This is a genomic window from Nonomuraea sp. NPDC004702 (assembly GCF_053601695.1).
In genome coordinates this window covers 1-13,859 of sequence record NZ_JBSGCE010000130.1, presented here as the reverse complement: position 1 = coordinate 13,859, position 13,859 = coordinate 1, and the positions used below count along the sequence as shown (strand labels likewise).

The 13,859-nt window shown below is 73.6% G+C and carries 12 protein-coding genes; 5 read left to right on the top strand and 7 right to left on the bottom strand.

The features are described from left to right. A partial coding sequence (locus ACWEJ6_RS52615; protein ID WP_452433197.1) for a hypothetical protein occupies positions 1-567 on the top strand: 567 nt, incomplete at its 5' end. Positions 568-705: 138 nt separating this feature from the next. Further along, the gene (locus ACWEJ6_RS52610; protein WP_452433198.1) at positions 706-4,875 is read left to right on the top strand and encodes an nSTAND1 domain-containing NTPase; all 4,170 of its coding nucleotides are present in this window, start codon (positions 706-708) and stop codon (positions 4,873-4,875) included. A gap of 3 nt (positions 4,876-4,878) precedes the next feature. On the opposite strand, the gene ACWEJ6_RS52605 is transcribed toward ACWEJ6_RS52610, so the two are convergent. Beyond that, the gene (locus tag ACWEJ6_RS52605; RefSeq protein ID WP_452433195.1) at positions 4,879-5,709 is read right to left on the bottom strand and encodes an SAM-dependent methyltransferase; all 831 of its coding nucleotides are present in this window, start codon (positions 5,707-5,709) and stop codon (positions 4,879-4,881) included. A 132-nt stretch (positions 5,710-5,841) separates the two neighbouring features. Here ACWEJ6_RS52605 and ACWEJ6_RS52600 point away from each other — a divergent pair, with 132 nt between their 5' ends. Beyond that, positions 5,842-6,492 (top strand): nitroreductase family protein, encoded by a 651-nt coding sequence (locus ACWEJ6_RS52600; RefSeq protein WP_358303027.1) that lies wholly within the window; start codon positions 5,842-5,844, stop codon positions 6,490-6,492. 127 nt (positions 6,493-6,619) lie between these two features. After that, positions 6,620-7,354 (top strand): GNAT family N-acetyltransferase, encoded by a 735-nt coding sequence (locus ACWEJ6_RS52595; protein WP_452433194.1) that lies wholly within the window; start codon positions 6,620-6,622, stop codon positions 7,352-7,354. A 28-nt stretch (positions 7,355-7,382) separates the two neighbouring features. Here the strand turns inward: ACWEJ6_RS52595 and ACWEJ6_RS52590 are convergent, their stop codons facing one another. From ACWEJ6_RS52590 to ACWEJ6_RS52565, 6 genes are all read right to left on the bottom strand, one after another. Further along, positions 7,383-8,417 (bottom strand): DUF5685 family protein, encoded by a 1,035-nt coding sequence (locus ACWEJ6_RS52590; RefSeq protein ID WP_452433192.1) that lies wholly within the window; start codon positions 8,415-8,417, stop codon positions 7,383-7,385. 72 nt (positions 8,418-8,489) lie between these two features. Then, on the bottom strand, positions 8,490-8,915 hold the full coding sequence (locus ACWEJ6_RS52585) for a hypothetical protein (protein ID WP_452433190.1): 426 nt from the start codon (positions 8,913-8,915) through the stop codon (positions 8,490-8,492). A gap of 54 nt (positions 8,916-8,969) precedes the next feature. Continuing rightward, a complete protein-coding gene (locus ACWEJ6_RS52580; RefSeq protein ID WP_452433189.1) occupies positions 8,970-9,500 on the bottom strand; it encodes a hypothetical protein in 531 nt (176 codons plus the stop codon). 144 nt (positions 9,501-9,644) lie between these two features. Beyond that, complete coding sequence (locus ACWEJ6_RS52575; protein ID WP_452433187.1) at positions 9,645-11,000, bottom strand: erythromycin esterase family protein; 1,356 nt, start codon at positions 10,998-11,000, stop codon at positions 9,645-9,647. A 168-nt stretch (positions 11,001-11,168) separates the two neighbouring features. Further along, on the bottom strand, positions 11,169-11,807 hold the full coding sequence (locus tag ACWEJ6_RS52570) for a response regulator (RefSeq protein WP_397158821.1): 639 nt from the start codon (positions 11,805-11,807) through the stop codon (positions 11,169-11,171). Then, entirely contained in the window at positions 11,795-13,027 is a 1,233-nt protein-coding gene (locus ACWEJ6_RS52565) for a sensor histidine kinase (RefSeq protein ID WP_452433185.1), read from the bottom strand. Before ACWEJ6_RS52565 ends, ACWEJ6_RS52570 begins: the two co-directional genes overlap by 13 nt. Positions 13,028-13,135: 108 nt before the next feature. Here ACWEJ6_RS52565 and ACWEJ6_RS52560 point away from each other — a divergent pair, with 108 nt between their 5' ends. Then, complete coding sequence (locus ACWEJ6_RS52560; RefSeq protein ID WP_452433183.1) at positions 13,136-13,405, top strand: hypothetical protein; 270 nt, start codon at positions 13,136-13,138, stop codon at positions 13,403-13,405. Positions 13,406-13,859: the final 454 nt, after the last annotated feature.

Here is a 13,859-nt window from a genome sequence, read left to right as displayed (position 1 = left end):
AGACTGCTGATGACTGCTCGCCTGCGTTCTTTCGCCATGCTTTCCGCCGCTGCTCTGTCGGCGCTGACGATCGGTGCCGCCGCTCATCCCGCGAGTGCTGATGCGGATGTGAACGGCCGGGGTGTGCTGGCCGGTTCGACGACGGCGTCCTACTTCTGGGACGACTCCTCGGGTCGTGCCGGTGACACGGGTCTGCCGGCGGCCGGCAAGCCGATGCAGAAGGGTCTGGCGGCTTCGCCGTCGTGGCCGCTGATGACCGAGGGTTACGTGGTCTACCAGGGTAAGAAGCTGCCGTTCTTCGTGGGTGACCGTGGTCCTGGTGACCCCTCCAGTCGTGGGGTGATGCTGGACCTGGACGCCAAGACGTTCGCGGAGCTGACCGGTGGCCGGTTCAACCCGGACACGCTGGGTGTGGACGGTGTGAAGGGCGAGGGTCACATCAAGATCCAGTACGTGGTCACCAAGTGGGGTGACGGCGTGGGCAGGAAGGCCGCTCCGGTGGCGTTCGACACGGGCGCCTGGCGTCAGCAGGACACCGGCACGGCCCCGGTGTCGGTCAAGAAGTAACACGCGCGCACGACGAGAAGGGCGTTCCCCGCGGGGGGACGCCCTTCTCGCATGTCAAGGAACGGCAAACACCGCCCGCGTCCAGCGGCCATACTGGCTCGACTGACGACCTGGAGTGACGGGCGGTGACCGTAAGTGATGGAGACAGGGCCCGACGAGGCGCTGAACCTCGCCGTCCTGCGCGTGCGCGGCCCCGAGGGGGCCGTGGCGGGCGCGGGCTTCCTCATCGCTCCCGACCGGGCCCTCACCTGCGCGCACGTCGTCTCCGGTGCCCTGGGCCACGCCGACGGCCCGCCGCCGCCGGATGCCTGGGTCACCGTCGAGCTGCCCTTCGCCGGCGAACCCGCGCCCGTGCGCGCCCACGTCGAGCACTGGGTCCACACCGCCGCCGACGGCTCGGGCGACATCGCCGTCCTGCGCCTGGACGCCGCGCCCCCGGGCGGGCGCCCGCTGCGCATGGCCGAGCCGCGCAGCCTGTGGGGCCACCGGGTCGTCGTCGCCGGGTTCCCGCCCGGCCTGCGCGGCGGCGGCTGGCACACCGGGCGGCTGCTCGGCGGCACCCAGCAGGGCTGGCTCCAGTGCGCTCCCGACGACCCCCGCGGCGTGCCGATCGAGAGCGGCTTCAGCGGCAGCCCCGTCTGGGACGTCGAGCTCGGCGACGTCGTCGGCATGGTGGTCGCGGCCCAGCCCGGCGGGCCCCGCCAGGCGTTCGTGATCCCCACCCGGTCGCTCACCCGCGCCGTCCCCGCCCTGGCCGCGACCGTACGGCCGGCCTCGCCGTTCCGCGGGCTGTCGGCCTTCCGCGAGGGCGACGCCGCCGTCTTCTTCGGCCGCGACGTGGAGACCGCCCGGATCGCCCGCCTCCTCCTAACCCACCCCGAGGTCACGCTCACCGGCCCGTCCGGCTGCGGCAAGTCGTCGCTGGCGCTGGCCGGGGTCGTGCCCGCCATGCGCCGCCAGGGCTGCCAGGTCGTCGTCCTGCGGCCGTCGGCCGTGCGGTCCTGGCCCGATGCGCTCGCCGCCGAGCTGGCCGCCCTGTCGCACCCGGGCCTGACCGGGGCCGACGCGCTGGCCAGGGCCGACGCGCTGCGCGAGCCGCTGCTGAAGGGCCGGCTGCCCGACGTCGTCGCCCAGGTCCTGCGCGACACCGGCGCGACCGGGCTGCTGCTCGTCGTCGACCAGGCCGAGGAACTGCTGGTCGGCGACCCCGAGCAGGCCGACGACGCGGCCGTCGTGCTGGCCGCGGCCCGCGCCTGCCCGGCCGTGCGGGTGCTGTTCACGCTGCGCGCCGACTTCCTGCCCGCCGCCCTGTCCCACCCCGCGCTCGGCGGCGCGCTCGGCCGCGAGACCTACGGGCTCACCCCCATGACCCGCGACCAGCTCAGGCAGGCCGTCGAGGCGCCGCTGGACGCCGTCCCCGCCGTGACGTACGACCCCGGCCTGGTCGACCGCATCCTGGGCGACGCCGGCGGCGCGCCCGGCGCCCTGCCGCTGATCGGCTTCCTGCTGGACCGCCTCTGGCACGAGCAGGAGGGCGGCCGCATCACCCACACCTCCTACGAGGCGTGCCGCGGCGTGCGCGGGGCCCTGGGCGCGCAGGCCGAGCAGGTCTGGGCGGCGTGCGTGCCCGAGGAGGACACCGCGGCCGGGGAGGAACTGCTGTCCCGGCTCGTCCGGGTCACCGCCGGGGCGCACGCGCCGCTGCGCCGCCGGGTCACCCGCGAGGAGGCGGGGGAGCAGCGCTGGCGGACCGCCGGCCGGCTGGCCGCCGGGCGGCTGCTCGTCATGGACACCGGCGCGGACGGCCGCCAGACCGTCGAACTGGCCCACGAGGCGCTGATCACCGAATGGCCCCGGCTGGCCGGGATCGTCGCCGCCGACCTGAAGTTCCTCGAATGGCGCGACCTGCTCCACCAGGACATGGGCCGCTGGCGGCAGGCCGGGCGCGCCCCCGACCGGCTCCCCGGCCCGCCCGAGCTGGCCGCCGCCGCCCGCTGGCTCGCTGAACGGCCCGCCGACCTGACCGAGGACGAGCACGACTACCTGCGCCAGGGCCGCCGCCGTCAGCGACGCCGCACGCTGCGCCGCCGGAGCGCGATCAGCGGCGCGGGGGTGGCGCTGCTGACGGTCCTCTCGCTGGTCGCCTGGACGCTCTACCAGGGCCGGATCGGCGAGCAGCGGGCCGCCGAGTCCCGCTCCCGCGCGCTGGCGGGCGCCTCGGCCGACCTGGCGGAACGCGACCCCGAGCTGTCGTCGCTGCTCGCCGTCGGCGCCTACCGCGCGGCCCCCACCCAGGAGGCCAGGGCCCAGCTCCTGCAGCGCTACGTCGAACACCGGTACACCAAGGGCGTGGCCACGGGCGCGCTCGGCTCGATCACCGCCGCCGACGCCAGCGACGACGCCCGCGTCCTGCTGGCCACCACCACCTCCGCCGCCGGCCGCGCCACGCTGTTCACCCGCGGCCCCGACGGCCGCTACCGGCCCGCCCACCTGCCCGACCGGGGCGGCACCAGCCGGCCCGCCGTCTCCGCCGACGGCGGCCTGATCGCCTACGCCCTCGACGACGGCGGCATGGTCTGGCACCGCGTCGACCCGCGCGACGGCGAGCTGCTGGACCAGGGCCACGTCCTGGCCCGCCAGGACCGGCCCGTCCCGGCCGGCGGGCTCGCCGCCGACGAGCCCGTCGCCGACGTCAGGGCGGACGGCGACGACGGCTGGATCGTCACCGCGGGCCCGAAGAAGCTCGTGCTCCAGTCGCTCGGCGCCACCGGCACCCCCCGCACCTGGGTGTACGACCTGCCCGCCGACCTGGTCCGGTTCGGCCCCGACGCCACCACCCTGGTCGTCCGGGAGAAGGGCGTGGCCAAGGTGTACAGCAGCAAGGGCAGCCCGGTGTGGCGGCAGCTGACCATCCGCGAGCTCGGCCCGGCCGACGGCCTGGCCGTCTCCGGCGACGGCGCCACCGCCGTGACCTGCCGGACCAGCGACGACGGCCGCGCCGCCACGTACACGGGCTTCGCGGTGCGCGACGGCGAGCGGCTGGGCGGCTTCCAGGCCGGACGCCCGTGCGGCGCGTTCGTCGTCGACCGCGAGGGAAGGCGCGTGGCCGAGCAGGGCGCCGCCGGCTGGGAGCTGGTCGACCTGGCCGGCGGCCGCACCCTGTCGCGCGCCTGGATCGACGCCCAGACCAGTGCCGCCCCGGTCGCGCTGGTGGGCGCGCCCGGCGCGCAGGAGCTGCTCACCAGGTCGCCCGACACCCTGGTGCTGACCGCGCTGCGCGACGGCGAGCAGCTCATCGGCAACCCGGCGCTGCTCCAGGGCGGCACCCGGATGGTCGCCCAGGCCGACGGCGGCGCCCGGCTGCGCCTCATGGAGACCGGCGATCCGCAGCGCACCCTGGCCGACGTCTCCCGCGCCAAGAGCCCGAAGGGCCTCGACGCCGACGGCGACCCCGTCGCGGACGAGTCGGGACGCCTGCTCGCCGACGCCGTCGCCCCGACCAGGGTCGCCGTCCGCGCCCTGCCCTCGCTGTCCCCCCTCGCCGAGGTCACCACCGCCCCGCCGCCCGAGGGCACACAGCTGACCTACTTCTTCAAGGACGGCGACCTGTTCACCGTCGCCGGCCGCCGCCTGGAGCGCTGGGAGCCGGCCACCGGCCGCCGCAAGAGCGCCTTCGACGTCGCCGGCCCCGGCGCGGTCGTCACGGAGGTGCAGGTCAGCCCGTGGAGCGCCGGCCACCTGATGGTCGCCGTGCAGGGCGCCGACCATCTGCGCACGATCGACCTGCGCACCGGCGAGGAGGTCAAGGACCGGCGGCTGACCGTGGGCGCCGACGTCGTCAGCGGGTTCGTCTTCGACCGCACGGGCACCCACCTGCTGCTGTTCCGCAGCGGCATGCTGCCCGAGGTGTGGCTCACCCACCCGCTCAGGAAGGTGCTCGGGCCGCTGCGCTCGTCGGGCGAGAACATCCGCGGCGGCGAGCGCATGACCTCGATCATGCCGGAGAACGCGGGCCGGCTGTTCCTGTTCCGCGAGCGGGAGATCAGCGTCTACGGGCTCGGCGGGACCGGGGTGTCCTACGAGGAGGGCTACACCTTCCGCCAGGCCCAGGACTTCCTCGACATCTCGCCCGACGGCTCGCTGCTGCTGCGCCTCAAGGGCGGCGACGGCGCCACGGGCTACTCCACCGACCTGCTCCGGCTCGACCCCGGCACCTGGCGGGCGCGGCTGTGCGAGGTGTTCGGCCGCCGTCTCACGCCGGGCGACCGGCAGCAGGTGCCGATCGCCCTGCCGGACGCGGTCTGCTGACCGTCACCGCTTGCGCCCGACCCCGCCCAGGAAGGTGTGGTACGTGATGCCCAGGGCCGGCCGGTAACCCGGCTCCGGCCGCCACTCGGCCAGCGGCACCAGGCCCGGCTCCAGCAGCTCCAGGCCGTCGAAGAAGCCGAGGATCTCCTCGCGGGTGCGCCAGCGCCCGGTGCCCATGGTGTCGTTGAACAGCCGCTCGGCCTCGAACGCCTGCCGCGACACCTCCGGGCGCTCCTCCATCGGGTTGTGGAAGTGCGAGACGGCGACGTGGCTGCCGGGCGCGAGCCGTCCGACCAGGCGCGCGGCGATGCCGGCCGGGTCCTCCTCGTCCGACAGGTGGTGCAGGATCCCGAACAGCAGCAGGCCCACCGGCTCGTCGAGGTCGAGGAGCTGCCTGGTCTCGGGGTGGTCGAGGACGTCGTCGGGGCGGCGGATGTCGGCCTCGATGACGGTGGTGCTGTCGTCGACGGCCAGCAAAGCCCGGCCGTGGACCAGCACGATCGGGTCGTGGTCGACGTAGACCACCCGGCAGCCCGGCGCGGCCGCCTGGGCGATCTCGTGCACGTTGCCCTGCGTGGGCAGCCCCGACCCGATGTCCAGGAACTGGCGGATACCGGCCTCGACGACCAGGTCGCGGACGACGCGCGCCAGGAAGTCCCGGTTCGACCGGGCCGCCTGCGGGGCGTCCGGGGCGATCCGTAGCGCCATCTGGGCCACCTCGCGGTCGATGTCGAAGTTGTCCTTGCCGCCGAGCATGTAGTCGTAGACCCGGGCGACGCTGGGCTTGGTGGTGTCCACGCCGAGGGCGGGCGCGTCCTGCTCGTCGTCGGCCACGGTCGGCTCCTTCGGTTGCGTCGGGCGAGTCCGGCTGGCGTGATCATACGTCCAGGGGCGCGGAAAAATCAGGCCCGGGCCGGGCCGTACGGGCTACGGGATTCCGGCGGCCCGCGTTGACATGATGACCCCATGACGATCGAACCATTGGCCCCGGACACCCTGCTCACCACCACCCGCAGCGTGCGCAGGCGCCTCGACCTGTCCCGCCCGGTCCCGGCGGAGCTGGTCCGCCAGAGCCTGGAGGTCGCGCTCCAGGCGCCGAGCGGCGGCAACCGGCAGGGATGGCACTGGATCGTGGTCACCGACCCCGAGCGGCGCAAGGTGATCGGCGACTACTACCGGCGGTCGTGGAACAGCTACCACACCTCCGACGGCTCGGCGCGCTCGATGTTCCGGGACGACCCGGCGCGCGCGGCCGTCCAGGAGCGCGTCAGCGGCAGCGCCGCCTACCTGGCCGAGCACATGGGCGACGTCCCGGTGCTGGTGATCGGCGCGATCGAGCTGCCCGGCGGCCGCCTGCCCGAGGGCAACCAGGCCGGGCTGTGGGGCTCGCTGCTGCCCGCCGCGTGGAGCTACATGCTCGCCGCCCGCGCCCGCGGCCTGGGCAGCGCGTGGACCACCCTGCACCTGGAGTACGAGAGCGAGATCGCCGAGCTGCTCGGCATCCCGGCCGAGGTGCGCCAGGGCGTGCTGCTGCCCACCGCGTACTTCACGGGGGAGAGCTTCCGGCCCGCCGCGCGGCAGCCGCTCGACGAGGTGCTGCATCTCGACCGCTGGTGACCCGGCGCCCCTCCGGGGGCGCCTGGAAAACCGCTTGTCCGGGGGTGGGCGCGGCCCTACCTTGTGACGGTCGTACGTCAATCGCGTCGTACGTCGACCGAGAGGACTTCACTTGCTGGGCGCCCGCGTGCACGCATACCTTCGAGCGGCGGCCGGAACCCGGGCACACCGGGCCGGGCCGTTCCTGATCCGCTTCGACGAGCACGACGACGCGCCGCCGTTCAACTACGCCATCCCCGACGACGACCTCGCGCCCACCGGCGAGCAGGTGGCCGCGCTGGCCGCCGCCTTCCGCGAGCGCGGCAGGACACCCCGGCTGGAGTACGTGCCGCAGGTCGCGCCCAAGGTGGAGGAGGCCCTGCTGGCCGCCGGGTTCGCCGTCGAGGGGCGCTTCCCGCTGCTGGTGTGCCCGGCCGGGTCGCTCGCCGAGCCGCCCGCCGACGCCGCCGTACGCCTCGCGCTGGTGACCGACGACCCGGGCCTGTGGCAGGTCGCGCGGGTGATGAACGCGGCCTTCGACGCGCCCGAGGCCACCGAGCACGACGTCGCGCGGCTGCGCGGCGTGCTCGACCGCGGCGGCCTGGTGGCCGCGGCCACCGACGTCGCCACCGGCGAGGTCGTCGGCGCCGGCCAGCTCGGCGGCCCCCAGGAGGGCGTGGCCGAGGTCGCCGGCATCGCCGTGCGCGACACGCACCGGCGGCGCGGCATCGGCGGAGCCGTCACCGCCCTGCTGACCAGGGCGGGCGTCGACGCCGGCATCACCATGCCGTTCCTCACCCCGGCCGACGACGCCGCGGGCCGCGTCTACGCCCGCGTCGGCTACCACAAGGCGGGCGAGGTGCTGCACATCTCGGCCCCCTGACCCTCTCGCCGGCGCCCCGGCCGCCGGCTCAGCCGCAGTCGCAGCAGCCGCCGCAGTCGGGGCAGTCGCAGCTGCTGCAGTTGTCCAGGTAGCAGCGTTCGCAGCAGGGCCGTCCCGCCTTCTTGCTCCACCTCGGCCGCCAGAGCCCGCAGGTCAGGAACGTCGCCACCCCCGCCGCCGACCTGCGGATCCAGCCGGGACGCCGGTAGGAGGCCGCGCCGAACGAGCGCTCGACCGCCCGGCGCACCTCGGCGCCGAGCAGCCGCTCCACCAGGTGCCGCTCGTCCAGCTCCAGGTCGGCCACGGCGAGGGCGAGTCCGTGGGCGGCGTCGTCGCAGAGTTGCCGCGCCCGCTCGCGGCCGGTGCCGGTGGCGGTCAGCGGGTTGAACGCGCCCCGCTCGTCGTCGGCCGCCTGGTCCTCGACGGCGTCCAGAAGGTGTGCGATGCGGCCGAAGAACCGGCCGGCCTCGGCCAGCGCCGCCGCGTTGCCCGGCCGTCCGGCCAGCAGCGCGGTGTGGGCGAAGGCCGCCGCCACCGCCTCCTCGGCGGGCGCCGTGAGGTCGAGCAGGTCCATCGGTGCGGTGAGGGCCCGGCGCTCGCGTTCGAGCTGCCGGTCGACCGTCGCCGACAACACGGCGGTGTCGAAGCCGACGCCGGAGGCCAGCCTGGCGCCGCCCGCCTGCCAGCGGGCCGCGAGCAGGCGGCGGGCCGGAGCCGTGGCCGGGGCGGCGTCCCCGTCGGCCACCTGGTCGCGCAGCCTGCCCGCGGCCAGGACGAGCGACACCCCCGCCGCCAGCCGGGCGCCGCGACCGCGGGCGTCCACCACGTCGGCGGAGCGGAACCCGCGCAACGCGCACGGCCCGGCCGTCCGGTGCGGCACGGCGGCCGGGAGCTGGGCCTCGGTCAGCACCGAGAGGATCAGGGTGTCGTAGTTGGTGGTCAGCCGGGCGGCGTGCCCCTGCCCGTCCCGCAGTGTCAGGCAGAGCCCGCACAGGTGCGCCCGCCACGCCGCGCGTACCGCCGCGCACCCGTGCTCACCGCACGGACGGATGATCCCGAACACACGAACCTCACAAGATCCGGAAAACGCTGGAGGAATCGTACGGGCGATCGCCCGCACGCGGCACCGCGGGGTTCAGGCGCGCGGTTCAGGCACGGGTTCGGGCACGGGTTCGGGCGCGGGTTCGGGCGCGGGGCGGCGCGCCCGTCTGGCCGCCACCGTCAGCACGACGGCCCCGGCCAGCGCGAGCAGCGCGGTGAACAGCCACTCGTCCGAGCCCTCCGGCCCGTAGACGCGGGTCAGGCGGCCGGTGTCCACGGCCGCGGTGGCCTGTCCCGCCGCCAGGGTGCCGCGGTCGCTGCCGTACAGCTCGACGTCGCGCCGCCGGATCCGCCCGTCGCCGGAGGTGAAGTCCCCGGCCCAGACGCAGGACTCGTGCCCGGGATGCCGCACGCACCGCAGCTCCCGGGCGGTGAACGCGCCGCTCACCCCGTCGGCGCGGGCGGCCCGTACGACGGGGCCGAACTCCGGCACGGACACCGACAGCAGCAACAGTCCCACGACGGCCAGTACCACCGTGAACCCGCCCGGACGTCGTCTGGTGACCGCCATGAGCTAGTGCGCCACCGCGCAGGTGCAGGCGGCCCCGCCGTGCTCGGTGGCCCGGCGGTGGAGCAGCATCGCCACCACCATCGGCGCGAAGACGACCGCGTTGTAGAACAGGTGCAGCTCCATCCGGGGCAGGAAGATCTGCAGGACGCTGGTCGGGACCGGCCGTCCGAGCAGGTAGAGCCCGGTGATCTTCTGCACGAGCAGCAGCAGGTGCTCCATGTGGTGCCAGACCTGGATGCCCAGGGAGATGTTCCACCACGTGCGCGAACGGCCCGTGAACCCCTTGCGGAGCATGACCAGGCCCACGAGCATGAGCAGCGCGTACCCGTAGTGCATCCACTCCGAGGTCACCAGCCACGGGAACGGCAGGCCGAGCACCCCGCGGGCCTCGCTCAGCGGCCACCCCCAGACGTAGACCTGCACCGCCTGCACCAGATGCTCGGCCCAGTGGGCCACCACGACGAGCATGAAGACCGTGAGTGCCGCCTTGTGGTGCCGTCCGTTGAGCGTGGACGCGCTGATCGTCGTCGCCATTCCTCACCTCGTGTCTGTCGCGCTGACGCTGGCGCGATGATCTCGGACGGCACTGGGAACGGGCTTGCATCCTCTTTGCAGTTGGCTGGGAGCGGCGGGGGCACCGGCGGGCGGGCCCGCCGGCTCGGCCTCCGAAGGACGCGGTCAGGGCAGCGGGGTGGCTTCCTTGACGCGGTTGAGGTGCACGATCGCGTCGAAGGCCGCTCCCAGGGCCAGCGGCCGGTTGAACTGCTCGGGCACGTACGTGGCCGGGATGGTGAAGGTCGGTCGGGCGGTGTCCAGCCACGCTCGGGTGGACGGAGTGCGGCCGGCGCGGCGCAGGTCCACGTAGTAGTCGCGGAAGCGGACCCGGTCCAGGACGGCCTCGCTGCTGTCCGGGACGGGGGCGCCGGTGTCGAAGACGGCGACCTTGCCGGTCTTGGGGTCGGTGGCGCGGAAGCGGCCGCTGTGGATGGTGGTGCCGATCGCCACGTAGGAGGTGCCGGCCAGGGAGCGCAGGACGTTCCCCTGGGTGACCGGGTACAGATCGGGCCAGGCCGAGACGTAGCCGATGTGCCCGTTGTGCGCGGCCGCCACGGTCTTGCTGCCGGTGTGGCGCTGCCACCACACGGTGTTCTCGGCCATGGAGCGGTCACGGTGACGGTGCAGGGCGGACCCGTCCAGCGCGTACATGGTGGTCATCTGGACGATGACGCGGGCCTCCTGCAGGACCTTCGGGCTCGCCTTGCCGGTGCCGTCCAGCAGGCGGTAGGCGGCCTGAGCGTCGCCGGCCAGGGCGGTGCGCCGCTCGGCCGGCAGTGCGGCCAGGGTGTTCATCCGTTCCTCCACACCGGCGGGCAGGGCGAGCAGGCCCGCGTAGCGGCGACGCAGTTCGGGCTCCAGCGACGGCTGGTGCTTCTCGGCCCAGGCGAGGATGCGCCGGTACTGCTCGGGAAGGACGTCGCCGATGTCGAATCCCATCACGCGCAGCTTGCGCGAGGCGGTGCGGTTGTAGTCGCGCATCCACTCGTAGAGGTCCATCCACTCCTGGGTCCTCCACGAGCCGTAGGACTGCTGGAAATCCTCGGCCATGATCTTGCGCAGGTCGCCCTTGCCGGTGCGCACGTACTCGTCCAGGCGGACGCCGGCCGACCAGGGCGCCTCCAGCGCCAGCGTGGTGAAGCCCTGGGTCTGCACCAGGTGCCGGAACATCCGGTGCCGGAGGGTGAACAGCTCCTTCGAGCCGTGCGTGACCTCGCCGATCCCCACGATGGTGGCGCCCTTGGTCATCGCCGACAGCGCGCGCAGGTCGCGGGACGGGCCGCCCGGGACGGTGCTGGTCAGTTCCTGAGCGTGGCGCTCCAGGTCCGCCACCACCTGCTCCTGGCCGGCGTCGGCGGCCACCGCGGAGACGCGGGCGGCGGGGGCGGAGGTGGCGAACGCCGGAGCGCTCAGGCTCGTCAGACAGGCCGCCAGCGCCAGGGTGACCGGCACGGTACGACGCAGAGTGTTGCTTGACAAGACAGATCCTTACGTTGGGTGTCGGATGAAGTAATCACCAACGTAGGGAGCGGCGAGGGCGGTTTCGATCCCGCCCGCTGGCCGGTCGATGGTGGTGCTGGCTACCGCACGCCGCCCGCGGTGCAGCTCATGAGGCCGTTTCTGTGAGGCCGGTTGACAGCGGCCGCTTCAGGCGCCGAGGTAGCGCAGCACGGCGGCGACCCTGCGGTCCATACGGTCGCTGGGAGCCAGGTCGAGCTTGGCGAAGATGTTGCGGATGTGCTTGTGCACCGCCCCCTCGGTAATCACCATTTTGTCGGCGATGGCCAGGTTGCCCAGTCCTTCGGCCATCAGCGCGAGCACCTCGCGTTCGCGCGGGGTGAACTCCTCCAGCGGGTCGCGGCGGCGGGTGAACAGCTGGGCCACCACGTCCGGGTCGATGGCGGTGCCGCCGTCGGCGACCCGGTTCAGCGCCTCCAGGAACTGCTCGACCTTGCCGACCCGCTCCTTGAGCAGATAGCCGACCCCGTGCGTGCCGACGGCCAGCAGGTCGGTCGCGAACGCCTGCTCGACATGCGCCGACAACACCAGCACGCCCAGGTCCGGATGCAGGCGCTTGGCCGCCACGGCGGCCCGGATGCCCTCGTCGGTGTGGGTGGGCGGCATGCGCACATCCACCACCGCCACATCGGGCCGATGCTCCTCGACCGCGGCCAGAAACCCCTCGGGTTCGCTCGCGGCCGCGGCCACCTCGATGCCCTCCCCGCTCAGCAGCAGCACCAGGCCCTCGCGCAGCAGCGCGTCATCCTCGGCGATCACGACTCGCACGGCAGTTCCACCTCGATCACAGTCGGCCCCCCATCGGGGCTGGTCAGGGTCATCGTTCCGTCATGGGCCTCGACGCGGCGGCGGACCCCGGCCAGCCCGGTGCCCGCGTCGTCGCGGGCGCCGCCCTTGCCGTCGTCACGCACCTGCACGCGCAGCACCGGGCCCACACGTTCGACGACGACCTCCGCGTGCCGGGCGCCGCTGTGCTTGCCCACGTTGGTCAGCGCTTCGGCCACGGTGAAGTAGGCGGCGCTCTCCACCGACAACGGCACCACGGCGAGCTCACCCACCCGCACCCGGCAGGGCACCGAGCATCCGGCGGCCAGCGCGTCCATCGCGCCGGCCAGCCCCTTGTCCTCCAGGATCGGCGGCAGGATCGCGCGCACCACGCCGCGCAGCTCCGCCAGCGCCTGCTCGGCCGCGTTCCTGGCACGCTCCAGTGCGTGCGCGGCCAGGGCGGGATCGCGCTGCAGCGCGCGCTCGGCCGCGGCCACCGTGACCACGACCGCGTTCAGCCGGTTCTGCGCGCCGTCGTGCAGGGCCCGCTCGATCCGGCGCAGCTCGACGGCATGCGCGCGCAGCGCCCCCGCGCGGGTCGCGGTCAGCTGCGCGATGCGCTGCGACAAGTCGATCGAGGCGTGCGGGACCAGCAGTTTTCTGGCGGGCAGCGCCTGCAGTCGCGCCAGCGCAGGGAAGAGGCGGACCAGGGCGACCACGACGGCCAGGCCGATCACCGAGGTGGCGATCGCGCCCGGCCAGGTGGTGACCGGGACGGCGAAGTTGGTGAGCTGATCCTCGCGCGCCAGAAACTGCCAGTAGAACGGGTAGGTGACTTCCCGCAGCGCCGCCACCGGCATGACCAGCCCGAGCAGGCCGCAGACCGGGCCCACCACGGCGTAGAGGGCCAGCCAGCCCAGGTCGCGCCAGGTCGCCGGATCGGCACGGGCCGCCCGCATCCTGGCCGCCCAGCCTCGGGGCAACTGCTCGGCGGACATCTGGTACGGGCTGACGATCTCGACACCCGCGCCGGCCAGGCGCCTGCGTTCCCACTCGGCCGTGCTCCTGGTCATCGCGATCATGGCCGGCACCAGCACCAGCCCGACCCCGACCAGGCTCAACGCGGCCACCACCAGCCAGCACAGCGCGACGATGACGGCCATGAAGGCGGTGCCCAGCCCGCCGGCCAGCCGTTCCAGACTTTCAAGAATTCCCCGCAACACTGGCGCCATAGTAGGTGAAAGGGGACACGGCTTGCTCCAGCCCGCTGTACCACGGCCAGGCAGCGTGCGGGATTTCCGCAGATCGGGCTCGTTTCTAGGGTTCTGGCCATGACCGATCCCTATCGAATCTCCAGCCCCGACTCCGACCCCGCCGGCCCGCGGGCCGCCTCCCGGCACGCGGCGCGCAGGCAACCGCTGAGCAAAGGCGCTCTCGCGCTGCGCGCCCTGCTCTGGCTCGTCCTGATGGCCAGCTCGGTCGTCAACCTGATCGCCAACAGCATCGGCCGTGGCTGGACGCTCGGCCTGGCCTCGGGCGGCGTCGCCATCGTGTGCGTCGTCGTCCTCATCGTGCACCACGTGAGCAGGCGCAGGACATGAACCACGCCGTCCCTCGCCGCCGCACCAAGGAGGCCGCTCTGCCTGACCGGCACGGCGATCCGGCCGCGCGCGCGGCCGGGGAAGAACGCCCAGGTCATGAGGGGAATGCCGGGAGCTTGCCAGTGGTTTACATACGCATACCCCGAGGGCTTTGGCAGTGATTGAGGCTGTTTGCCCGGGGTTTACGGTTCAGAGGTAGATCTTTGCCCGTTTTAGGGTGTTTGGTTTGCGTTTGTCCGTTTCTTGGGATAGTGTTGTATCTATCCAGCCGGTGGAACCGCACGTGACTTCATCACGTCCGTCGGACCACCAAGTGCGCTCCACGTAGCGACCGATGGCGTTTGTGCCCGGCTACGGCCTTCATGTCTTGTCTGAGTCAAGCGAGCGCATGCCCCCCTGATGATCGATGTCACCAAGGAGACTGCTGATGACTGCTCGCCTGCGTTCTTTCGCC